Origin of the sequence: Pseudomonas sp. GCM10022186 (assembly GCF_042656385.1) — a bacterium.
Taxonomy (GTDB): Bacteria; Pseudomonadota; Gammaproteobacteria; order Pseudomonadales; family Pseudomonadaceae; genus Metapseudomonas.
In genome coordinates, this window is the sequence record NZ_JBHSOU010000060.1 from 36,361 (window position 1) to 57,930 (window position 21,570).

General features: G+C 64.6%; 14 protein-coding genes. 9 read left to right on the forward strand and 5 right to left on the reverse strand.

The features are described 5' to 3' along the window. Window positions 1-28 precede the first annotated feature (28 nt). On the reverse strand, window positions 29-2,863 hold the full coding sequence (gene uvrA / locus ACFPU0_RS19160; RefSeq protein ID WP_377694844.1) for an excinuclease ABC subunit UvrA: 2,835 nt from the start codon (window positions 2,861-2,863) through the stop codon (window positions 29-31). Between the two features lie 208 nt (window positions 2,864-3,071). Here uvrA and ACFPU0_RS19165 point away from each other — a divergent pair, with 208 nt between their 5' ends. Both ACFPU0_RS19165 and ACFPU0_RS19170 read left to right on the forward strand, forming a co-directional pair. Then, complete coding sequence (locus tag ACFPU0_RS19165) at window positions 3,072-4,466, forward strand: MFS transporter (protein ID WP_377694846.1); 1,395 nt, start codon at window positions 3,072-3,074, stop codon at window positions 4,464-4,466. Window positions 4,467-4,475: 9 nt separating this feature from the next. Further along, the gene (locus ACFPU0_RS19170; protein WP_377694848.1) at window positions 4,476-4,961 is read left to right on the forward strand and encodes a single-stranded DNA-binding protein; all 486 of its coding nucleotides are present in this window, start codon (window positions 4,476-4,478) and stop codon (window positions 4,959-4,961) included. Window positions 4,962-5,200: 239 nt separating this feature from the next. Here ACFPU0_RS19170 and ACFPU0_RS19175 read toward each other — a convergent pair whose 3' ends face one another. Then, the gene (locus ACFPU0_RS19175; RefSeq protein ID WP_377694849.1) at window positions 5,201-7,243 is read right to left on the reverse strand and encodes an acyltransferase family protein; all 2,043 of its coding nucleotides are present in this window, start codon (window positions 7,241-7,243) and stop codon (window positions 5,201-5,203) included. 324 nt (window positions 7,244-7,567) lie between these two features. Here ACFPU0_RS19175 and ACFPU0_RS19180 point away from each other — a divergent pair, with 324 nt between their 5' ends. From ACFPU0_RS19180 to garD, 7 genes are all read left to right on the forward strand, one after another. After that, window positions 7,568-8,317: a FadR/GntR family transcriptional regulator gene (locus ACFPU0_RS19180; RefSeq protein WP_377694851.1), complete on the forward strand. Its 750-nt coding sequence runs from the start codon at window positions 7,568-7,570 to the stop codon at window positions 8,315-8,317. A 565-nt stretch (window positions 8,318-8,882) separates the two neighbouring features. Beyond that, window positions 8,883-9,794 carry a 5-dehydro-4-deoxyglucarate dehydratase gene (kdgD, locus tag ACFPU0_RS19185; protein WP_377694852.1) on the forward strand — a complete coding sequence of 304 codons (912 nt, stop codon included), beginning with the start codon at window positions 8,883-8,885 and terminating at the stop codon, window positions 9,792-9,794. A gap of 21 nt (window positions 9,795-9,815) precedes the next feature. Then, the gene (locus tag ACFPU0_RS19190) at window positions 9,816-11,258 is read left to right on the forward strand and encodes an aldehyde dehydrogenase family protein (protein WP_377694853.1); all 1,443 of its coding nucleotides are present in this window, start codon (window positions 9,816-9,818) and stop codon (window positions 11,256-11,258) included. Between the two features lie 77 nt (window positions 11,259-11,335). Further along, window positions 11,336-12,607 (forward strand): glucarate dehydratase family protein, encoded by a 1,272-nt coding sequence (locus tag ACFPU0_RS19195; protein ID WP_377694854.1) that lies wholly within the window; start codon window positions 11,336-11,338, stop codon window positions 12,605-12,607. 88 nt (window positions 12,608-12,695) lie between these two features. Beyond that, window positions 12,696-14,069, forward strand: a complete 1,374-nt coding sequence (locus ACFPU0_RS19200; protein WP_377694855.1) for an MFS transporter — start codon at window positions 12,696-12,698, stop codon at window positions 14,067-14,069. A 19-nt stretch (window positions 14,070-14,088) separates the two neighbouring features. After that, window positions 14,089-15,432, forward strand: coding sequence for a glucarate dehydratase (gene gudD, locus ACFPU0_RS19205; RefSeq protein WP_377694856.1), 1,344 nt, complete (start codon window positions 14,089-14,091; stop codon window positions 15,430-15,432). Between the two features lie 134 nt (window positions 15,433-15,566). Continuing rightward, on the forward strand, window positions 15,567-17,123 hold the full coding sequence (garD, locus tag ACFPU0_RS19210; RefSeq protein ID WP_377694857.1) for a galactarate dehydratase: 1,557 nt from the start codon (window positions 15,567-15,569) through the stop codon (window positions 17,121-17,123). Window positions 17,124-17,302: 179 nt separating this feature from the next. Here garD and ACFPU0_RS19215 read toward each other — a convergent pair whose 3' ends face one another. The 3 genes from ACFPU0_RS19215 to ACFPU0_RS19225 form a co-directional block, all read right to left on the reverse strand. After that, window positions 17,303-19,717 (reverse strand): TonB-dependent siderophore receptor, encoded by a 2,415-nt coding sequence (locus ACFPU0_RS19215; protein ID WP_377694858.1) that lies wholly within the window; start codon window positions 19,715-19,717, stop codon window positions 17,303-17,305. Window positions 19,718-19,920: 203 nt separating this feature from the next. After that, window positions 19,921-20,886: a FecR domain-containing protein gene (locus ACFPU0_RS19220; RefSeq protein WP_377694859.1), complete on the reverse strand. Its 966-nt coding sequence runs from the start codon at window positions 20,884-20,886 to the stop codon at window positions 19,921-19,923. Then, entirely contained in the window at window positions 20,883-21,383 is a 501-nt protein-coding gene (locus ACFPU0_RS19225; protein WP_377694860.1) for a sigma-70 family RNA polymerase sigma factor, read from the reverse strand. Before ACFPU0_RS19225 ends, ACFPU0_RS19220 begins: the two co-directional genes overlap by 4 nt. Between the last annotated feature and the right edge of the window lie 187 nt (window positions 21,384-21,570).

Consider the following 21,570-nt stretch of genomic DNA (forward strand, 5'->3'; position numbering starts at 1 on the left):
CGGCCTTTTCCATTGCGCGCCGTTCGGATCAGGCGCGATCACGCTCCAGCAGCGGCTTGAGGAAGCGCCCGGTGTGGGACTGCGGCATCTCCGCCACTTCCTCCGGAGTCCCGGTCGCGATGATCTGGCCGCCCCTGGAGCCGCCTTCCGGGCCCAGGTCCACCAGCCAGTCGGCGGTCTTGATCACATCCAGATTGTGCTCGATCACCACCACCGTGTTGCCGTGGTCGCGCAGGCGGTGCAGCACGTCCAGCAGTTGCTGGATATCCGCGAAATGCAGGCCGGTGGTGGGTTCGTCGAGAATGTAGAGGGTCTTGCCGGTATCCCGCTTGGACAGCTCGCGGGATAGCTTGACGCGCTGCGCCTCGCCACCCGACAGGGTGGTGGCCGACTGCCCCAGGCGGATATAGGACAGGCCCACGTCAATCAGCGTCTGCAGCTTGCGGGCGATGGCCGGTACCGCGTCGAAGAATTCGCGGGCTTCCTCGATGGTCATCTCCAGCACCTCGTGGATGCTCTTGCCCTTGTAGCGGATCTCCAGGGTTTCGCGGTTGTAGCGCTTGCCCTTGCAGACGTCGCAGGGGACGTAGATGTCAGGCAGGAAGTGCATCTCCACCTTGATCACGCCGTCGCCCTGGCAGGCTTCGCAGCGGCCACCCTTGACGTTGAAGGAGAAACGCCCAGGGCCATAGCCGCGGGAGCGGGACTCCGGCACGCCGGAGAACAGCTCGCGGATCGGCGTGAACAGCCCGGTGTAGGTCGCGGGGTTGGAGCGCGGGGTGCGGCCGATCGGGCTCTGGTCGATGTCCACCACCTTGTCGAGGTGTTGCAGGCCGTCGAAGCTGTCGTGGGGCGAGGCCTCCAGCGAGGTGGCGCCATTCAGGGCGGTGGCGGTGATGGGGAACAGGGTGTTGTTGATCAGGGTGGACTTGCCGGAGCCGGAAACGCCGGTCACGCAAGTCAGCAGGCCCACCGGGATCTCCAGGTTCACCTGCCGCAGATTGTTGCCACTGGCGCCTTTGAGCTTGAGGGACTTCTTCTTGTCCCGCGGGGTGCGCTGGGCCGGCACCTCGATCCTGACCCTGCCGGACAAGTATTTGCCGGTGAGTGAATGAGGGTGTGCCATGACTTCATGCGGGGTGCCCTCGGCGACGATCTGGCCGCCGTGCACGCCGGCGCCGGGGCCGATGTCCACCACGTAGTCGGCGAGGCGGATGGCGTCTTCGTCGTGTTCCACCACTATCACGGTGTTGCCCAGGTTGCGCAGGTGGGTGAGGGTCGCCAGGAGGCGCTCGTTGTCCCGCTGATGCAGGCCGATGGAGGGCTCGTCGAGGATGTACATGACGCCCACCAACCCTGCGCCGATCTGGCTGGCCAGGCGGATGCGCTGGGCCTCGCCGCCCGAGAGCGTGTCGGCACTGCGATCCAGGGTCAGGTAGTCGAGGCCGACGTTGACCAGGAACTGCAGGCGCTCGCGGATCTCCTTGAGAATCTTTTCGGCGATCTCGCCGCGTCGGCCGGTCAGGCTCAGGCCGCCGAAGTATTCAGCGGCATCGCCCACCGGCAGGCCGGTGACCGCCGGCAGGGTCTTGGCGCCCACCCAGACATGACGCGCCTCGCGGCGCAGGCGGGTACCGCGGCAGTCGGGGCAGGGCTGGGTGCTGAGGAACTTGGCCAGCTCCTCGCGCACCGTGGCCGATTCGGTTTCCCGATAGCGCCGTTCCAGATTGGGGATGATCCCCTCGAAGGGATGGGAGCGCTTGACGATATCTCCGCGGTCGTTGAGGTAGCGGAAGTCGACGTTCTCGCGACCACTGCCGAAGAGGATCACTTTCTGGTACTCGGCGGATAGCTCCTCGAACGGCCTCTCCAGGTCGAAGCCGTAGTGCGCCGCCAGGGAGCCGAGCATCTGGAAGTAGTAGACGTTGCGTCGGTCCCAGCCGCGGATTGCGCCCTCGGCCAGGGTCAGCTCGCCATTGACCAGGCGCTTGGCATCGAAGAACTGCTTCACCCCCAGGCCATCGCAGGTAGGGCAGGCGCCGGCCGGGTTGTTGAAGGAGAACAGCTTGGGTTCCAGCTCGCTGATGGAGTGGCCGCAATGGGGGCAGGCGAAGCGCGCGGAGAAGATGATCTCTTCGCCTTCTTCGTCATCCATGGGGGCCACCAGGGCGATGCCGTCGGCCAGGTTGATGGCCGTCTCGAAGGACTCCGCCAGGCGCTGCTGCAGGTCCTCACGAACCTTGAAGCGGTCTACCACCACATCGATGCTGTGCTTCTTCTGCTTGTCCAGCTTGGGCAGCTCATCCAGCTCGTAGAGCTTTCCATTCACCCGTGCGCGGACGAAGCCCTGGGCGCGCAGTTCCTCGAACACCGCCAGGTGCTCGCCCTTGCGTTCGCGCACCACCGGCGCCAGCAGCATCAGCTTGCGTCCCTCGGGTAGCGCCAGCACCTGGTCGACCATCTGGCTGACGGTTTGGGCTTCCAGCGGGACGTCGTGGTCAGGGCAGCGTGGTGTGCCGACCCGGGCGTAGAGCAGGCGCAGGTAATCGTAAATCTCGGTGATGGTGCCGACAGTGGAGCGCGGGTTGTGGGAGGTGGACTTCTGTTCGATCGAGATGGCCGGGGACAGACCCTCGATGGTGTCCACGTCGGGCTTTTCCATCATCGACAGGAACTGCCGGGCGTAGGCCGACAGGGACTCCACGTAGCGGCGCTGGCCCTCCGCGTAGAGGGTGTCGAAGGCCAGCGACGACTTGCCGGAACCGGACAGGCCGGTGATCACGATCAGCTTGTCGCGGGGCAGGGTGAGGTCGACGTTCTTCAGGTTGTGGGTACGTGCCCCACGGATCAGGATCTTGTCCACAACGGCCTCACTTGGCGGGCGGAAACCCGCGATTATACGGCTCGCCGTGTGAACGCGGCAAAGCGTCACGGCTGTGCCGGAAACAGCCGGGACTGCTAGAATGCGCGGCATTTTTCGGGCTCCGGCAACAGCCGGGCACCCAGGAACGGGTGGCCAGCCAGTCAGGGGCGCACGACGCGGGCCCCGATCGATTTTCCTTGAGGCACCTATGCACGACTCCCACTCTGAACGCATGAGCGGCAGCGAAACGCGCGCAGCCAGCGGCCTGGCCCTGGTGTTCGCGTTCCGCATGCTCGGCATGTTCATGGTATTGCCGGTGCTGGCTACCTATGGCCAGGATCTGTCCGGCGCCACCCCGGCCCTGATCGGCCTGGCCATCGGTGCGTACGGCCTGACCCAGGCCGTGCTGCAGATCCCCTTCGGTATCATTTCCGACCGTATCGGCCGCCTGCCGGTGATCTACATCGGTCTGCTGATCTTCGCCGCTGGCGCCGCCCTGGCGGCCAACGCCGACTCCATCTGGGGCGTGATCGCCGGCCGCGTGCTGCAGGGCGCAGGAGCCATTTCCGCGGCGGTCATGGCGCTGCTCTCCGACCTGACCCGTGAACAGCATCGCACCAAGGCCATGGCCATGATCGGCATGAGCATCGGCGTGTCCTTCGCCGTGGCCATGGTGGTCGGGCCGCTGCTGACCCGCGCCTTCGGCCTCTCCGGCCTGTTCTGGACCACCGCCGGTATGGCGCTGTTGGGCATGCTGATCATCGCCACCATGGTCCCGCGCGCGACTCATCCCCTGCAGCATCGCGAATCCGGCGTGGCGCGCCAGGCCCTGTTGCCCACCCTCAAACACCCCGACCTGCTGCGCCTGGACTTCGGCATCCTCGCCCTGCACGCCATCCTCATGGCCAGCTTCGTCGCCCTGCCGCTGGCCTTGGTGGAAAAGGCCGGCCTGCCCAGGGAAGAGCACTGGTGGGTGTACCTCACCGCGCTGCTGGTGGGCTTCTTCGGCATGGTTCCCTTCATCATCTATGGCGAGAAGAAGCGCCAGATGAAGCGCGTGCTGGTCGGCGCCGTCGCCGTGCTCTGTGCCTGCGAACTGTTTTTCTGGCAGTTCGGCAACAGCCTGCGGGCACTGGTATTCGGCGCCATCGTCTACTTCACCGCCTTCAACCTGCTGGAGGCCTCGCTGCCGTCGCTGATCAGCAAGGTGGCCCCGGCCGGCGGCAAGGGCACGGCGATGGGCGTCTATTCCACCAGCCAGTTCCTCGGCGCGGCGCTCGGCGGCATCCTTGGCGGCTGGCTGTTCCAGCACGGCGGCCTGTCGACGGTGTTCGTCGGTTGTGCGGTGCTCTGTGCGATTTGGTTGGTCATTGCTGTTACTATGCGTGAACCTCCGTACGTAACCAGCCTGCGCCTGCCGCTCAGCGCGGCGGCCGTGGCCGATACCGGGTTGGTTGCGCGTTTGCTGGCAGTGCCCGGAGTGGCAGATGCCGTCGTGGTGGCCGAAGAGGCGGCCATCTACATCAAAGTGGATTCTGAAAAACTGGACCGCATGTCCCTGGAGCGCCTGATCGAATCGGCCCCGGAACGTGCTGAAGCCTAGGAGAACGTCATGGCCCGTGGGGTTAACAAAGTCATTCTGGTTGGTAACGTCGGTGGTGATCCGGAAACCCGCTACCTGCCCAACGGCAACGCGGTGACCAACATCACCCTGGCCACCAGCGAGTCCTGGAAGGACAAGCAGACCGGCCAGCAGCAGGAGCGCACCGAATGGCACCGCGTGGTGTTCTTCGGCCGTCTCGCCGAGATCGCCGGCGAGTACCTGCGCAAGGGTTCGCAAGTCTACGTCGAGGGCCGCCTGCAGACCCGCGAGTGGGAAAAGGATGGCGTGAAGCGCTACACCACCGAGATCGTGGTCGACATGGGTGGCAACATGCAGCTCCTCGGCGGCCGTCCCGGCAGCGAAGGCGATGCCCCGCGCGCGCCGCGTCCGCAGCGCGAGCCGCAGCAGTCCGCCCCGCAGCAGCGTCCGGCTCCGCAGCCTGCCGCCCAGCCCGCTCCGGACTACGACAGCTTCGACGACGATATTCCGTTCTGACCTTGAGACACCTTTTGTAAGGTTTGGGTCGAAACCCCCGCACTGCGGGGGTTTCGCTTTTTTGCATAGCTGAAACTGCGCTCCGATGATCAGAGCGTTCCTGCAGTGGTTCGATCGGGCGATCTGTTCAGGGCGTGCAGGCAGACCCTGTGTGCCAAGCACAGTCCGGAGCGAGACCATCAATGCGCAAGTTTGGGGAAGCTCGTAAAACTCTCCGTACCTGGGCGGAGAACGCCCCGCTACATAGTTGGATATTTCGGTGGAGGGGCTTTCCGTGCCATCTCTTCCACAGACGGCGCATCGGTTGTGAATACCTGCCGAAACATGGGTGTCAGTAGTCTATTGCCATATTCACTCAGGTGGTCATCGTCATAATAGAGTGGCCGCCCGTTTTTGCTTCCCCAGCAACGACCTTCATTACACAGGAACGGCAAAGGGTCGAGGATTCTGACGCCACAACGCCTTGCGGCCTCGTCTTGGACACTCCAAACAAAGGCGTGCCTCTTGTAATAGTCATCAATAGATATCGAAACCTCCTCGGCCTTGCCAAATATCAAAGAACGAGCGATTGTCTTTGGTACATTGACCATCATTTCCGGGAATGGGCGGACCAGATATACGGGGCGTTCCTTGGCGATGCCGCAGGCTGTGTCTACAAGTCGTTCCTTGAATTCGTCAAGATACTCTCTTGTCGGGGTGTCATAGGTTTTTGAGAAATACGCCAGCAGTTTCTGGGCGTGCCCCTTGTGGTTGTGGTCGCCAAAGACGTAAGCGGTGGTTCTGTTTACGATGATCAGTGGGATGTCGCTGCTATATTTCTTCAGGTTGGAAATTGCCCATTCATTGAATCCATAGCAGTCTTCGCCGCTGCTGGGGGCTTGTGGGGTTATATGAATTCCGCTTATCGTCGGACAGCTGACATAGCTCCAGTCTACAATGCCTTCATTTTTGTCGTACAAGGCTGCCTGTACCGAAGTGGTAATGGCGTCCGCATGGCTATCACCTATGACAATGGCTTTTATATTGTCTCCGCCATAAATGCATGATCTCGATTCGTCTCCCGATCTGGTAAGGCACTCATCGCGTCGCGGTTTTACGTTGAGCGATTCGTTGGCTGCACTCTCAATGTCGACCTGGATGCGATTTTCAATATTCTGGTAGCGCACTCCGACGGCCATACTGCCGGTTGCAATTACAGATACTCCAATTAAAGCGATGTTGTTCTTCAAGCCTAGTGCACTTGGCCATTTTCGCGCCGGGTTTTCAATCCAGTGAAATGATAGTTCGCCCAGTGTCACACTGATCAACAGCCCGACCACGATCCAGTAGGTTTCATGTTGAATCCCTGCGTAGGTGAACAGCACCACGATCGGCCAGTGCCATAGATAGATAGAGTAGGAGCTGTTCCCCAGCCTTTGGGCGATAACGTTGGTAGTGAATGGCGAATTTCGACGGTGGGCAGCCAATGTCAACATTGCCCCTGTCACTGGAAATGCAGCATAACCACTTGGCCAGGCGGTTCCTGCATCAAAGAATTCGATGGAGAATACAATCATCGCCAAGCCGAGGATTTCCATCGCTCTGGCCGTTCTTTCCTCAAAAGTGCGTTGAGCGGTCAGCCACCAGACCAGTCCTCCTGCCAGCATTTCCCAGGCTCGAGTGGAAAGCAGATAAAAAGCGGCACCTTGGGAGCGATGCGTGAGATAGATGGAAAACGCAAAGGAAATCACCCCGGCACCGAGAAAGGCCCACTTGACACTCTGCTTGCCAAAGAATCGCCAGATGATCGCAATGGCCAATGGTAGAAGAATATAAAATTGCCATTCCACCGACAGGGACCATGTATGCAGCAGCCATTTGTCATGAGAGTCCGAGTCGAAGTAACCGGCTTCATTCCAGAATTTTATGTTGGAGAAGAAAGCAATGGAGGTTGCGACGTGGGTTCCCAGTTTGCGGTAATCAATGGTTGGAAGCCAAAACCATCCTGAGATCATCAGGGTAATGCAAAGAGCTAGCAAGGCGGGGATGATTCGGTTTGCGCGCGCTGTATAGAAGTTCCAAAAAGAGAAGCTCTGTGTATCCATTCCGGAAATTATGATCTGAGTCATCAGGAATCCGGAAATCACAAAGAATACATCTACACCGACAAAGCCCCCGGCAAAGCCTGGTACGCTGAAGTGGTACAGGGCTACGGCAATCACCGCCCATGCCCGAAGTCCATTGATGTCATTGCGAAACGACTTGGCCGATGGAGTTGGCGAGATAGTTGGTATTGACTGCATGGCTAATTGAGTTTCCTGTTAATCAGGTTGAACTTTCGGCCGTATCCAATAGATGATTCGTCACTTGAGCCTAGCTTCTGCGCGTATGATTTTTAGGCGTATTAAATGTCGTTTGTCGTCTGTAATCTGTCGTCCGTCGCTCGGACAGCGGCAGCTCCCGGCCAGTCGTACATGCAGATGGTTTTTTCGAGTAGAACTTCGCGGGCCGTTCCCTTGTCGTTCAAGGCAAGCCCGTCGGACGATCGCAGGTGCTGTGGATGAGTGTCATCGTACAACTCGCTGGGCTATGATGAGCCCTCAGTTCCCACCGGACCGACCTTCGCAATGGACAACCCAAGCACCCAGCCGCGCCCGCGCCGCAAGCACCGCAGCCTGGCACAGGAGCTGGTGACCGAGCTCTCCCAGCAGATCCAGAGTGGCGTGATCAAGCGCGGCGAGAAGCTGCCCACCGAGTCCGCCATCATGGAAGCGCAGGGCGTGAGCCGCACCGTGGTGCGGGAGGCCATCTCGCGGCTGCAGGCGGCTGGACTGGTGGAAACCCGCCACGGCATCGGCACCTTCGTGCTGGATACCCCGAGCCCCATGGGCTTTCGCATCGACCCGGCAACCATAGTCACCCTGCGCGACGTCATGGCCGTTCTCGAGCTGCGGATCAGCCTGGAAGTGGAGTCGGCCGGCCTGGCCGCCCAGCGCCGCAGTCCGGAGCAACTGGCAGCCATGCGCGAGGCGCTGGACAGCTTCCTCAGTGCCGCCCACGGCACCGACGCAGTGGCTTCGGACTTCCAGTTCCACCTGCAGATCGCCCTGGCCACCGGCAACCGCTACTTCACCGACATCATGACCCACCTGGGCACCAGCATCATTCCGCGCACCCGGCTCAACTCGGCGCGTATCGCCCATGACGATCGGGAGCATTACCTCGCTCGCCTGAGCCGTGAGCACGAGGAGATCTATGAGGCCATTGCCCGCCAGGACAGCGACGCGGCGCGCGCGGCCATGCGCCTGCACCTGACCAACAGCCGCGAGCGCCTGCGCCAGGCCCATGAAGAGGCCGAGAAGGCCGGGCAGGGCTGAGGGCAATCCGCGCAGAGCAAGGGCCGCATCGAGCGGCCCTTTTTATTTGGACGTGGGCATGAGCAGCGCCCTCTTCCTGCTGCGCCCTGGGTGGGGCTGGGGGGTAGGGTGCGCCGCGCGCACCAGCGGTTGGACGTCGCGCGGAGCTGATCCCGCTGTTGGTGCGCACAGCGCACCCTACGGTCAGGCGAGTACCGGGGAGGAGGGCGAAACTTTTTTCCGTCCAGGAGTTGTCCTACAAGATTTGCTGTTATATGTTGTCGTACAACTGATTCGGATTGTCGCAGGCATGGCAGGTGTCGAAGGGCCGAAAGACTTGGCCACGGAATAGCCGCTTGCGCAGTTGTCGATTCATCCCGCACCTGGCGACCTAAAGGCTGAATGTCCTGATTTAGAGGGTTTTCATGGCCGTAGAAGTAGGTAGAGCGTTCCGCGCCGCAGTAGCGGGCGATGAGCGAACGGAGGGATGAACGGTGGTTGGCAGTCTTTTTTGTTGTACGATAACGTATCTCTAAGGCCGGTTCGCCCCGGCTCCACTCAAACCGCTTCGCAGGGTGCTCGAATAATGAATCCACAAGAACTCAAGTCCATCCTCTCCTCCGGGCTGCTGTCCTTCCCCGTTACCGACTTCGACGCTGCCGGCAATTTCAATGCCGCGAGCTACGCCCGTCGCCTGGAGTGGCTGGCTCCCTATGGCGCTTCGGCACTCTTCGCCGCGGGTGGTACCGGTGAATTCTTCTCCCTGGCGCCGGACGAGTACTCCGCGATCATCAAGACCGCCGTCGACACCTGTGCCGGCAGCGTTCCGATCCTCGCCGGCGTGGGCGGCCCGACCCGCCTGGCCATCCAGTACGCCCAGGAGGCCGAGCGCCTCGGCGCCAAGGGCCTGTTGCTGCTGCCGCACTACCTCACCGAGGCCAGCCAGGAAGGCGTGGCGGCCCATGTGGAGCAGGTCTGCAAGTCGGTGAAGATCGGCGTGGTGGTCTACAACCGCAACGTCTGCCGCCTGACCCCGGCGCTGCTGGAGCAGCTGGCCGAGCGCTGCCCGAACCTGATCGGTTACAAGGACGGCCTGGGCGACATCGAGCTGATGGTGTCCATCCGCCGCCGCCTCGGCGAGCGCTTCAGCTACCTGGGCGGCCTGCCCACCGCCGAGGTCTATGCCGCGGCCTACAAGGCACTCGGCGTGCCGGTCTACTCCTCCGCCGTGTTCAACTTCATTCCGAAGACCGCCATGGACTTCTACAAGGCCGTCGCCGCCGACGACCACGCCACCATCGGCAAGCTGATCGACGACTTCTTCCTGCCCTACCTGGACATCCGCAATCGCCGCGCCGGCTACGCCGTCAGCATCGTGAAAGCCGGCGCGCGTATCGTCGGCCACGACGCCGGCCCGGTCCGCGCTCCGCTGACCGACCTGCTGCCGGACGAGTACGAGCGTCTCGCCGCGCTGGTCGACGCCCAGGGCGCGCAGTGATCCGCAACCAGGAGAAGGCTCGTGACTGATAAACGCTACGACAACTACATCGGTGGGGAATGGGTGGCCGGCAGCGGCTGGTCGCGCAACATCAATCCCTCCGATCTCTCCGACTGCCTGGGCGAGTACGCCCAGGCCGACGACGCCCAGGTGGCCCAGGCCATCGAGGCGGCCCGCGCGGCCTTCCCGGCCTGGTCGGTATCCGGCATCCAGGCCCGCGCCGACGCCCTGGACAAGGTGGGCAGCGAGATCCTCGCCCGCCGCGAGGAACTGGGCACCCTGCTGGCACGGGAAGAGGGCAAGACCCTGCCCGAAGCCATTGGCGAAGTGAGCCGCGCCGGCAACATCTTCAAGTTCTTCGCCGGCGAATGCCTGCGCCTGGCCGGTGAAGTGCTGCCCTCGGTACGCCCCGGTGTGTCGGTGGAAGTGACCCGCGAGCCCCTCGGCGTGATCGGCCTGATCACCCCCTGGAACTTCCCCATCGCCATCCCGGCCTGGAAGATCGCCCCGGCCCTGGCTTGTGGCAACTGCGTGGTGTTCAAGCCCGCCGACCTGGTGCCGGGCAGTGCCTGGGCCCTGGCCGAGATCATCTCCCGCGCCGGCTTCCCGGCCGGGGTGTTCAACCTGGTGATGGGCAGCGGCCGCGTGGTGGGCGAAGCCATGGTCAATGACCATCGTGTCGACGGCATCAGCTTCACCGGTTCGGTGGGTGTCGGCCGTAGCATCGCCGCCGCCTGCGTCGCCCGTGGCGCCAAGGTGCAGCTGGAAATGGGCGGCAAGAACCCGCAGGTGATCCTCGACGACGCCGACCTCAAGACCGCCGTCGAACTCGCCGTGCAGAGCGCCTTCTACTCCACCGGCCAGCGCTGCACCGCCAGCAGCCGGCTGATCGTCACCGCCGGCATCCACGACCGCTTCGTCGAGGCCATGGCCGAGCGCATGCGCGGCATCCGCGTCGGCCATGCCCTGGGCAACGGCATCGACATCGGTCCGGTGGTATCCCAGGCGCAACTGGAGCAGGACCTGCGCTACATCGACATCGGCCGCGACGAAGGTGCGCGCCTGGTGGCCGGTGGCGAGCGGGTGGTCTGCGACACCAACGGCTACTTCCTCGCTCCGGCGCTGTTCGCCGACAGCCATGAGGGGATGCGCATCAGCCGCGAGGAAATCTTCGGCCCGGTGGCCAACGTCATCCGCGTCGCGAACTACGAAGAGGCGCTGGCGCTGGCCAACGACACCGAGTTCGGCCTCTCCGCCGGCATCGCCACCACCTCGCTCAAGTACGCCAACCACTTCAAGCGCCACGCCCAGGCCGGGATGGTCATGGTCAACCTGCCCACTGCCGGGGTGGATTACCACGTGCCGTTCGGCGGCCGCAAAGGCTCGTCCTACGGGCCTCGCGAGCAGGGGCGCCATGCCCAGGAGTTCTACACCATGGTGAAAACCACCTACATCGCGGGCTGATCCAGGCGGGGCAGGGCACGCCCCCGTACTCCATCAGGGACTACCGGTACAACAACAAGCACAGGTAGGAATCGGTCGTGAAGATCAAACGAGTCAGAGTCACCCCCATCGCCTTTCGCGATGCGCCGCTGCTCAATGCCAGCGGCATCCACGAGCCCTTCGCGCTGCGCTCGATCATCGAGGTCGAGAGCGACAACGGCTACATCGGCCTCGGCGAGAGCTATGGCGACGCCCCGGTCCTGGCGGTACTGCAGGCGATGCAGGACAGCCTGGTCGGCCTGGACGCCTTCGACCTCAACGGCCTGCGCGCCCGCGTCATCCAGGCCGTGGCCCGCCTCGGACCGGCCAAGGCTGGCGCCGAACTGGCACCCGGCTCCCACCCCGGCAAGCAGGTGGCCAATGCCTATTCCGCCTTCGAGGTGGCCTTCCTCGACCTGCAGGCGCGTTCGCTGAACATGCCCCTGGTGGACCTGCTGGGCGGCGCCGTGCGCACCGAGGTGCCGTTCAGCGCCTACCTCTTCTTCAAGTATGCGAAACATATCGATGCGCCCTACGCGCCGGACTCCTGGGGCGAGGCGCTGTCCGAGGAACAGGTCGTCGCCCAGGCCGCGCGCATGATCGAGGCCCACGGCTTCCAGAGCATCAAGCTCAAGGCCGGCGCCCTCGAACCGGAACATGAAGTGGCCTGCATCAAGGCGCTGAAGAAGGCTTTCCCGAACCACCCGCTGCGCATCGATCCCAACGGCAACTGGTCCCTGGACACCGCGCTGCGCATGGCCGAGCTGCTCGGCGACGACCTGCAGTACTACGAAGACCCCACTCCGGGCCTGGAAGGCATGGCCGAGCTGCACGAGCGCACCGGCCTGCCACTGGCCACCAACATGGTGGTCACTGACTTCGAGGAATTCCGCCGCAGCGTGGCGCAGAACAGCGTGCAGATCGTCCTCGCCGACCACCACTACTGGGGCGGCCTGCGCGATACCCAGGTGCTGGCGCGGATGTGCGACACCTTCGGCCTGGGCCTGTCGATGCACTCCAACTCGCACCTGGGCATCAGCCTGATGGCCATGGCCCACGTGGCCGCCGCGGTGCCCAACCTGTCCTATGCCTGCGATACCCACTACCCCTGGCAGGAGGAGGACGAGGAAGTCATCCAGGGCGGCAAGCTGCCGATCCAGGGCGGCTGCGTCAGCATCACCGGTGCGCCGGGCCTGGGCGTGGAACTGGACCAGGATCAGCTGGCCAAACTCCATGAGCAGTTCCTGTCCATCGACATCCGCAGTCGCGACGACGCACGGCAGATGCGCAAGTACGACCCGGACTGGAGGATCGCCAAGCCGAGGTTCTGAACCCGTCCGCTGCCTGCGGAATGCGACATGACACCCGCGCGGTGCGCCGCGCGGACTCTTCGACAAGAACAATTCAGAGAGAAGAACCATGGGCGAAGTCCTGAAAAGAACCCGTGTGCGTTACCTGATCCTGCTCATGCTGTTCCTGGTGACCACGATCAACTACGCCGACCGCGCCACCATCTCCATCGCCGGCTCCGCCATGCAAAAGGATCTTGGCATCGACGCCGTCATGCTCGGCTACATCTTCTCCGCTTTCGGCTGGGCCTATGTGCTCGGCCAGATACCGGGCGGCTGGTTGCTGGACCGCTTCGGCTCCAAGCGCGTCTATGCCTTCAGCATCTTCACCTGGTCGGTGTTCACCCTGCTGCAGGGTTTCGTCGACATGGTGCCGATCGCCTGGTCGGTGGCGACCCTGTTCATGCTGCGCTTCCTGGTGGGCTTCGCCGAGGCGCCGTCCTTCCCGGGCAACGCGCGCATAGTCGCCGCCTGGTTCCCCACCGCCGAGCGTGGCACCGCGTCCGCCATCTTCAACTCCGCCCAGTACTTCGCCACGGTGATCTTCGCCCCGCTGATGGGCTGGATCGTCCACAGCTACGGCTGGGAGCACGTGTTCATCGTCATGGGCGTGATCGGCATCCTGTTCTCCGGGGTCTGGCTGAAGTTCATCTACAACCCCAAGGAACACCCGCTGATCAACCAGGCCGAGATCGACCACCTCGCCAGTAACGGCGCCCTGGTGGACATGGACCAGAACCGCCGCCTGCCGGGCAACGGGCCGAAGTGGGAGCACATCCGGCAACTGGTGAGCAACCGCATGATGGCCGGCATCTACCTGGGCCAGTTCTGCATCAACGCGCTCACCTACTTCTTCCTCACCTGGTTCCCGGTGTACCTGGTGCAGGAGCGCGGCATGACCATCCTCAAGGCGGGCATCATCGCCTCCCTGCCGGCCATCTGCGGCTTCGTCGGCGGCGTGCTCGGCGGCTTGATCTCCGACTGGCTGCTGCGCCGTGGCCATTCCCTCAGCGTGGCGCGCAAGACCCCGATCGTCGGCGGCATGCTGCTGTCGATGAGCATGATCCTGTGCAACTACGTGGACACCGACTGGATGGTGGTGGGCTTCATGGCCCTGGCCTTCTTCGGCAAGGGTATCGGCGCCCTCGGCTGGGCGGTGATGTCGGATACCGCGCCCAAGCAGATCGCCGGCCTGGCTGGTGGCATCTTCAATACCTGCGGCAACCTGTCGTCCATCACCACCCCCATCGTCATCGGCTACATCATCGCCGCCACCGGCTCCTTCAAGTGGGCCCTGGTGTTCGTCGGCATCAATGCCTTCCTCGCCGCCTTCAGTTACCTGTTCATTGTCGGCGAGATCAAACGCATCGAACTCAAGGGCGTAAAGCCCGAGGCTGAAACCAAGGCTGCCGGCGAAGAGCCCACCGCCAGCCCAGCCCGTTAATCCGCAGAAGGACAGAGAAATGACCCAGCGACAACACAATGGCACCCCGCGCATCACCGAGCTCACCGTGGTGCCGGTGGCCGGCCAGGACAGCATGCTGCTCAATCTCAGCGGCGCCCACGGCCCGTACTTCACCCGCAATGTGGTGATCCTCAAGGACAACGCCGGCAACGTCGGCGTCGGCGAAGTGCCCGGTGGCGAAGCCATCCGCCAGACCCTGGAAGATGCTCGCACCCTGCTGGTGGGCCAGTCCATCGGCCACTACCAGCGCCTGCTCAACCAGGTGCGCCAGGCCTTCGCCGACCGCGACGCCGGCGGGCGCGGCCTGCAGACCTTCGACCTGCGCATCGCCATCCATGCCGTCACCGCCCTGGAGGCGGCCCTGCTGGACCTGCTCGGCCAGCACCTGGAAGTGCCGGTGGCGGCGCTGCTCGGCGAAGGCCAGCAGCGCGACGAGGTGGAGATGCTCGGCTACCTGTTCTACGTCGGCGACCGCAACAGGACCGACCTCGATTACCGCAGTGAGGTGGGGGCCGATGATGCCTGGTTCCGCCTGCGCAACGAGGAGGCGCTGACCCCCGAAGCGGTGGTGCGCCTGGCCGAGGCCGCCCATGCCCGCTATGGCTTCAATGACTTCAAGCTCAAGGGCGGCGTGCTGCGCGGCGAAGCGGAAATCGAGGCGGTGACCGCGCTCGCCGAACGCTTCCCCGAGGCGCGCATCACCCTCGACCCCAATGGCGCCTGGTCCCTCGAGCAGGCCATCGCCCTGTGCCGCGACCAGCATCATGTGCTGGCCTACGCCGAAGACCCCTGCGGCGCCGAGAACGGCTACTCCGGCCGCGAGGTGATGGCCGAGTTCCGCCGTGCCACCGGCCTGCCCACCGCCACCAACATGATCGCCACCGACTGGCGGCAGATGGGCCACGCCATCTCCCTGCAGTCGGTGGATATCCCCCTGGCCGACCCGCACTTCTGGACCATGCAGGGCTCGGTACGGGTCGCCCAGATGTGCAACGACTGGGGCCTGACCTGGGGCTCGCACTCCAACAACCACTTCGACATCTCCCTGGCGATGTTCACCCATGTGGCCGCAGCGGCGCCGGGCCGGATCACCGCCATCGACACCCACTGGATCTGGCAGGACGGCCAGCGCCTGACGAAAGAGCCGCTGCGCATCGATGGCGGCAAGGTCAAGGTGCCGGAGACGCCGGGCCTGGGCGTGGAGCTGGACATGGACGAACTGGCCAGGGCCCACGAGCTCTACAAGACAAAGGGCCTGGGCGCCCGTGACGATGCCATCGCCATGCAGTACCTGGTGCCGAACTGGACCTTCAACAACAAGCGGCCGTGCCTGGTGCGCTAGCCGGGTTGTGGGGTGGATATCGCTTTTCATATCCACCATCGCAGCCGATCCCACCTCCGATGGTGGATCGGTGAAGCGTGATCCACCCTGCGAACGTCCGCGGCCCAACCCCGAGAACAACAACGGAGTCAGCCATGCAGTTGATTCAACACCAGGACTCCCCGCGCCATGTACGGCTGCATCCCGACGACAATGTCGCCATAGTCGTCAACGAGCAGGGTGTGGCCGAAGGCGGCCAGTTCCCCGATGGCCTGGTCACCCGTGAAGCCATTCCCCAGAGCCACAAGGTCACCCTCGTCGACATCCCCGCCGGCGGCGCGGTGCTGCGCTACGGCACCGTCATCGGCCATGCCCTGCGGGATATTCCCCGTGGCAGTTGGGTGCGCGAGGAGTTGTTGAGCATTCCCGAAGCGCCGGGACTGGACCAGTTGCCCATGGCCACCGCCGTGCCCGCGCCCATGGCGCCGCTGGCGGGTTACACCTTCGAGGGCTTCCGCAACCCGGACGGCAGTGTCGGCACCCGCAATATCCTCGGCGTGACCACCACCGTGCAGTGCGTCACCGGTGTGCTGGACCACTGCGTCGAGCGGGTGCGCAAGGAAATCCTGCCCAAGTACCCCAATGTCGACGACGTGATCGCCCTGACCCACAGCTACGGCTGCGGCGTGGCCATCAACGCGCCGGACGCGGTGATCCCGATCCGCACCCTGCATAACATCGCGCGCAACCCCAACCTGGGCGGCCAGGCGCTGGTGATCGGCCTCGGCTGCGAGAAGCTGCAGGCCGAGCAACTGATGCCCGGCGATGCACTCACCGCCGGCCAGGACGAGGAAGCCTGGCTGTTCCGCCTGCAGGATTCGGCCAGCGGCTTCGCCGGCATTGTCGAGCAGATCATGGGCATGATCGAGGACCGCCTGAAGGTGCTGGATGCGCGCCGCCGGGAAACCTGCCCGGCCTCCGAGCTGGTGCTGGGCATGCAGTGCGGCGGCAGCGACGCCTTCTCCGGGGTCACCGCCAACCCGGCCCTGGGTGTGGCCGCCGACCTGCTGGTGCGCGCCGGCGCCACCGTGATGTTCTCGGAGAACACCGAAGTGCGCGACGGCATCCACCTGCTTACCCCGCGCGCGGCGACGCCCGAAGTGGCCCGGGCGCTGGTGCGGGAAATGGACTGGTACGACCGCTACCTCGCCCGCGGCATGGCCGACCGCAGCGCCAACACCACCCCCGGCAACAAGAAGGGCGGGCTGAACAACATAGTCGAGAAGGCCATGGGCTCCATCGCCAAGTCCGGCAGCAGCGCCATCGCCGGTGTGGTCGCTCCCGGCGAGCGGGTACGCGGCAAGGGCCTGCAGTACTGCGCCACACCTGCCAGCGATTTCGTCTGCGGCACCCTGCAACTGGCGGCGGGCATGAACCTGCACGTCTTCACCACCGGTCGCGGCACGCCCTACGGCCTGGCCATGGTGCCGGTGATCAAGGTCTCCACCCGCACCCAACTGGCCGAGCGCTGGCCCGACCTGATCGACGTCGATGCCGGGCGCATCACCTCCGGGCGCATCAGCCTGGAAGAGCTGGGCTGGGAGCTGTTCCGCTACTACCTCGACGTGGCCAGCGGGCGCGAGCGCACCTGGGCTGAGAAGCACCGGCTGCACAACGACCTGACCCTGTTCAACCCGGCTCCGGTAACCTGAGCCTTCGCTATCGATTGGGAGTGCCCGGATGGAACCCGGGATCCTGCCGTCGGCCCGTCTCGACAAGGGCTCCGGTCGAGTCCCAGCAGATGGTCGCTTCCCTCACCCCAGCCCTCTCCCGTTGGGAGAGGGCTGGGGTGAGGGAAGCCGGCCCAGCACGGGAGGCTGGGCGAGAACACTCAGAACTGATAGCTCAGCGTCGCCGTGACGTTGCGCTTCTCGCCGAAGTAGCAGAAGTCGAGGCTATAGCAGGACGCCACATAGTCCTCGTCCAGCAGGTTGTTGGCGTTCAGGCTGAGGTCCAGGCCCTTCATGCCCAGCTTGCCGAGGTCGTAGCCGATGAGGGCGTCGACCAGGGCGTAGGACGGTACGTGCAGGGTGTTCTCCTTGTCCGCCCAGGTCTTGCCGACGTAGCGCACGCCGAGGCCGGTGCGCAGGCCGTCGAGGGCGCCGGCGTCGAGCTGGTAGTCACCCCAGATGGAGGCCATGTGCTCGGGCGCCTGGTTCGGGGTATTGCCCTGGTTGCCGTCCAGCGATTTGGCGTAGGTGATGTCGGTGTAGGTGTAGCTGGCCAGGACCTTGAAGTTCTCGCTGACCTGGGTGTGCGCCTCCAGCTCGATGCCCTGGGAGCGAACTTCGCCCACCGAGGTGAAGAAGTTGTCCTGCGGTAGCTTGGAGGCGACGTTCTGCTGGGTGATGTGGAACACCGAGGCGGTGTACATGCTGTTGCTGCCTTCGGGCTGGAACTTCACACCCGCTTCCCACTGCTTGCCCTCGGTGGGCTCCAGGGCCTTGCCGGCGGCGTCGGAGTAGGCGTTAGGGTTGAATGACTCGGAGTAGCTGAGGTAGGGCGCGATGCCGTTGTCGAACAGGTAGAGCACGCCGGCGCGGCCGGTGAACTTGCTCCACTGCTCGTCGCTCCTGCCGCCTGTGGTGCGGTTCTCGTCGGAGACCTCCACCCAGTCCTGGCGCATGCCGAGGGAGAAGCGCCAGCGATCCAGGTCGAGCAGGTCCTGCAGGTACAGGCCGGTCTGCTCCAGGCGACGGGTGTGGTTGTCCTCGGAAAGGAAGCTCAGGCTCTCGTTGCCGTACACCGGGTCGAAGGCGTCGAGCGGCGTGGCGACGCCGGAGGTCCAGTCGACGTGAGTCTTGCGGCGCTGGTAGTCGAGGCCGGTGAGCAGGGTGTGGCGGGCGCTGCCCCAGTCGAATTCGGCCTGCACCATGTTGTCGATGATGTAGGCCTCCAGCTCTTCGCTGGCGCCGGAGAAGTAGCGGTTCAGCTCGTTGCTGTCCGGCGCCGTCCACTGGTAGCCATAGACCTGGGACAGGTCGACGTCGGCGGAGAGGTAGCGGAAGTTCTGCCGCGCGCTCCAGACCTCGTTGAAGCGGTGTTCCAACTGGTAGCCGAACATGCGCTGGGTGCGGTCGAAGTCATCCAGGCCCGGCTCGCCGTCGAAGAACTCGCGGTCGATGCGCCGGCCGTTGTGCTGGAACAGGCTGCCGTCGGCCGGCACGCCGCTGTGGTAGCCACCATTCGGGTCGTGCTGCAGGTAGCCCTGGAGGGTCAGGGTGGTGTCTTCGCGCAGATCGATGGCCAGGGTCGGGGCGATGGCATAGCGCTCGTCGCGGGTGTGGTCGAACTGGGTGTCGCCGCCCTTGCCCAGGCCCACCAGGCGATAGGCTATGCGCTTCTCCTCATCCAGCGGACCGCTGAAGTCGAAGCCCACGCCCTTCTGGTTCATGTTGCCGACGGTGGCCTGCACCTGGCCGTAGTCCTCGTACAGCGGCTTTTTGCTGGTCAGGGCCACCAGGCCGCCGGGCAGGCTGCGGCCGTAGAGCACCGAGGACGGGCCCTTGAGCACGTCGATGCGTTCGAGGAAGTACGGGTCCACCTGCATCGAACTGAAGGTGCCGCTGTCGCCCATGGTCTTCAGGCCGTCGAGGTAGATGTTGTCGACGCTGTTGTCGGCGAAGCCGCGCATCACCACGTAGTCGTAGCGGTTCGAGGCGCCCACCTGGCCGGTGAAGATGCCGGGGGTGTAGCGCATGGATTGCTGCACGGTCTTGGAGCCCTGGTCGTCGATCTGCTCGCGGGTGATCACCGAGACGCTCTGGGAGGTTTCCATCAGCGACTTGCTGGTCTTGGTGGCGATCTGGCTGTGGGTGGCCAGGTAGCCGTCTTCGCTGCCCAGCGCGTTGCCCAGGGCGAACACCTGGGTGCTCGGCACTTCCAGCGCACTGCCGGCCGGCAATTCGCGCAGCACGTAGCTGCCGCCGCCGAGGTCTTCCGCCTGCAGCGGGGTGCCGCCGAGAATCTGGGCCAGGCCGGCCTCCACCGAGTAAGTGCCATTCAGGCCCTGGCTGCTCAGGCCCCTGGTCTGTGCCGGGGTGGCGGACAGGTTGATGCCGGTCTCGCGGGCGAAGCGGTTCAGTGTCTCATCCAGGGCACCAGCGGGAATGGCGTAGCTGCGGCTGGCGATGGCGGCGTTTTGGTCGGCGATGGCGGTGGCGGGCAGTAGCGGGGCGGCCAGTGCAGCGGACAGCAGGGCGCCGCGAATGGCGAGGGTGAGAAGGGAAGCGCGGGGTGCGGTCATTGAGGGATCCGAGGGATTTGGCAAAGGTTAATGGGATTCATTCCCCTTGCCGGGGCGGGTGGAAAAACCCGCCAAAAAACTTTTGTTGGTTGAAGCCGAACTGGGGGGCGCTGGATCTGTAGGGGCGAATTCATTCGCCAAGGGCAGCGCAGCTGACCCCAGGGACTCAACAGGGCAGGCCTGCTTGGCGAATGAATTCGCCCCTACAAGAGCGCCTCCACCGTCACCCACCAGCGCGTGCGGTAGTGCAGCTGCACCGGCAGGGTTCGTGGCAGCAGGGCCAGCAGCTTGTCGGTGTCGTCCAGGCGGAAGACGCCGGACAGGCGCAGGTCGGCGATGCTCTCGGCGCAGGCCAGGCGGCCGTGGCGATAGCGCGCGACTTCGCTGAGGAAGTCCGACAGGCGCATGTCGCGGGTCACGATCAGGCCGTCCGCCCAGGCGCCGGCTTCCATGTCCAGCCGCTGCACGGGGTAGATGCGCTCACGGCTCAGGTCGAAGCTCTGCCCGGCGCCGACAACCTGCTTCGACAGGCCGCCGGCCGGGCTCAGCGCCACGCTGCCCTGCAGCACGCTGAGGCGCGAGGCAGCCTTGCCCTGGTGGACCACGAAGCGCGCCGCCCGGGCTTCCAGCAGCCCGTGGCGGGTCCGCACCCGCAGTGGGATGGCCTGGAGGGTGCCGTTGACGAGGATTTCCCCGCGGCGCAGCTCGACCAGCCGCTGCTCTGAGTCGAAACGGACATCCACCGCCGAATCGGTGTTCAGCTGCAGCTGGCTGCCATCGGCGAGCGCCAGGCCACGGCGCTCGCCGGTGGCGGTGGCGAGGTCGGCGGTGAGGCGTTCCCAGGGGGTGATATCGCGGGTCAGCCAGAGGGCGGTGGCACCTGCCGCGGCTCCGGACAGCAGCTTCAGCGCCTGGCGCCGACGCAGGCCGGCGCGAGCGTTGTCCAGCACCAGGCCGGTACCGGGCATGGCCTTCAGGCCCATGCCCAGCTCGCGGTCCAGTTGCTGCACCCGCTGCCAGGCCTGCTCGTGCTCGGCACTCTGGCCGCGCCAGTGCTCGCAGGCCCGCTGCAGCCCGGCATCGGCATTGCCGCGCAGGCGCATCAGCCAGTGGATGGCCTGGCGCACCACCTGTTCGTCGTGCCCGCCGGGCCGGCCCCGGGGGCTCATTCTTCGAACCGCAGCAGGTAGCACTGGTAGAGGGCGTCGGCCACGTAGCGTTCCACCGAACGCAGGGAAATGCCCATGCGCGCAGCGACTTCCCTGTGGGTCAGGCCCTCGCACTGGGCCAGCAGGAAGGCGGTGCGCGCCTTGGGCCTGAGGCGCTCGAGCATCGTCGCGATGCGTTCCAGCAGTTCGAGGATCAGCTCGCGTTCCTCGGGGGAGGGCGCCTCGGCCTCGGGCAGGCAGGCGAGGGCTTCGAGGTAGGCACGTTCCAGCTCCTCGCGGCGCCAGTGGTCGATCACCAGGCCGCGGGCCACGGTGCGCAGGAAAGCGCGCGGGGTGCGCAGCTCCAGGCTGTCGCCCTTGCCCAGCAGGCGCAGGAAGGTGTCCTGGGCGAGGTCCGCCGCATCGGCGGTATTGCCCAGCTTGCTGCGCAGCCAGTTCTTCAGCCAGCCGTGATGCTCGCTGTACAGCGCCTGGAGGGTGAGATGGGAAGACGACATGGGGTCACCGCGAGATGCGATATCAAATGAAAATTAGTCGCATTTTCATATTGAGCCGAGGCTTTTGCAACCTCGGTCGTGCCTTGCGTCCCATGCAGTCGTTGGAATTATCCGGTGATGATCGCTGGATCGCGCTTCATCTATCCGGCACGGCGGGGCGGCGAGGCGTAGGGTGGATGTCGCCTTT

Excerpts from the sequence above, each read along its gene's own strand:
- ACFPU0_RS19180 (WP_377694851.1), top strand. The coding sequence starts at position 7,568 with ATGGACAACCCAAGCACCCAGCCGCGCCCGCGCCGCAAGCACCGCAGC.
- ACFPU0_RS19200 (WP_377694855.1), top strand. The coding sequence starts at position 12,696 with ATGGGCGAAGTCCTGAAAAGAACCCGTGTGCGTTACCTGATCCTGCTC.
- ACFPU0_RS19170 (WP_377694848.1), top strand. The coding sequence starts at position 4,476 with ATGGCCCGTGGGGTTAACAAAGTCATTCTGGTTGGTAACGTCGGTGGT.
- garD (WP_377694857.1), top strand. The coding sequence starts at position 15,567 with ATGCAGTTGATTCAACACCAGGACTCCCCGCGCCATGTACGGCTGCAT.
- ACFPU0_RS19215 (WP_377694858.1), bottom strand. The coding sequence starts at position 19,717 with ATGACCGCACCCCGCGCTTCCCTTCTCACCCTCGCCATTCGCGGCGCC.
- ACFPU0_RS19220 (WP_377694859.1), bottom strand. The coding sequence starts at position 20,886 with ATGAGCCCCCGGGGCCGGCCCGGCGGGCACGACGAACAGGTGGTGCGC.
- ACFPU0_RS19175 (WP_377694849.1), bottom strand. The coding sequence starts at position 7,243 with ATGCAGTCAATACCAACTATCTCGCCAACTCCATCGGCCAAGTCGTTT.
- kdgD (WP_377694852.1), top strand. The coding sequence starts at position 8,883 with ATGAATCCACAAGAACTCAAGTCCATCCTCTCCTCCGGGCTGCTGTCC.
- ACFPU0_RS19165 (WP_377694846.1), top strand. The coding sequence starts at position 3,072 with ATGCACGACTCCCACTCTGAACGCATGAGCGGCAGCGAAACGCGCGCA.
- ACFPU0_RS19225 (WP_377694860.1), bottom strand. The coding sequence starts at position 21,383 with ATGTCGTCTTCCCATCTCACCCTCCAGGCGCTGTACAGCGAGCATCAC.
- gudD (WP_377694856.1), top strand. The coding sequence starts at position 14,089 with ATGACCCAGCGACAACACAATGGCACCCCGCGCATCACCGAGCTCACC.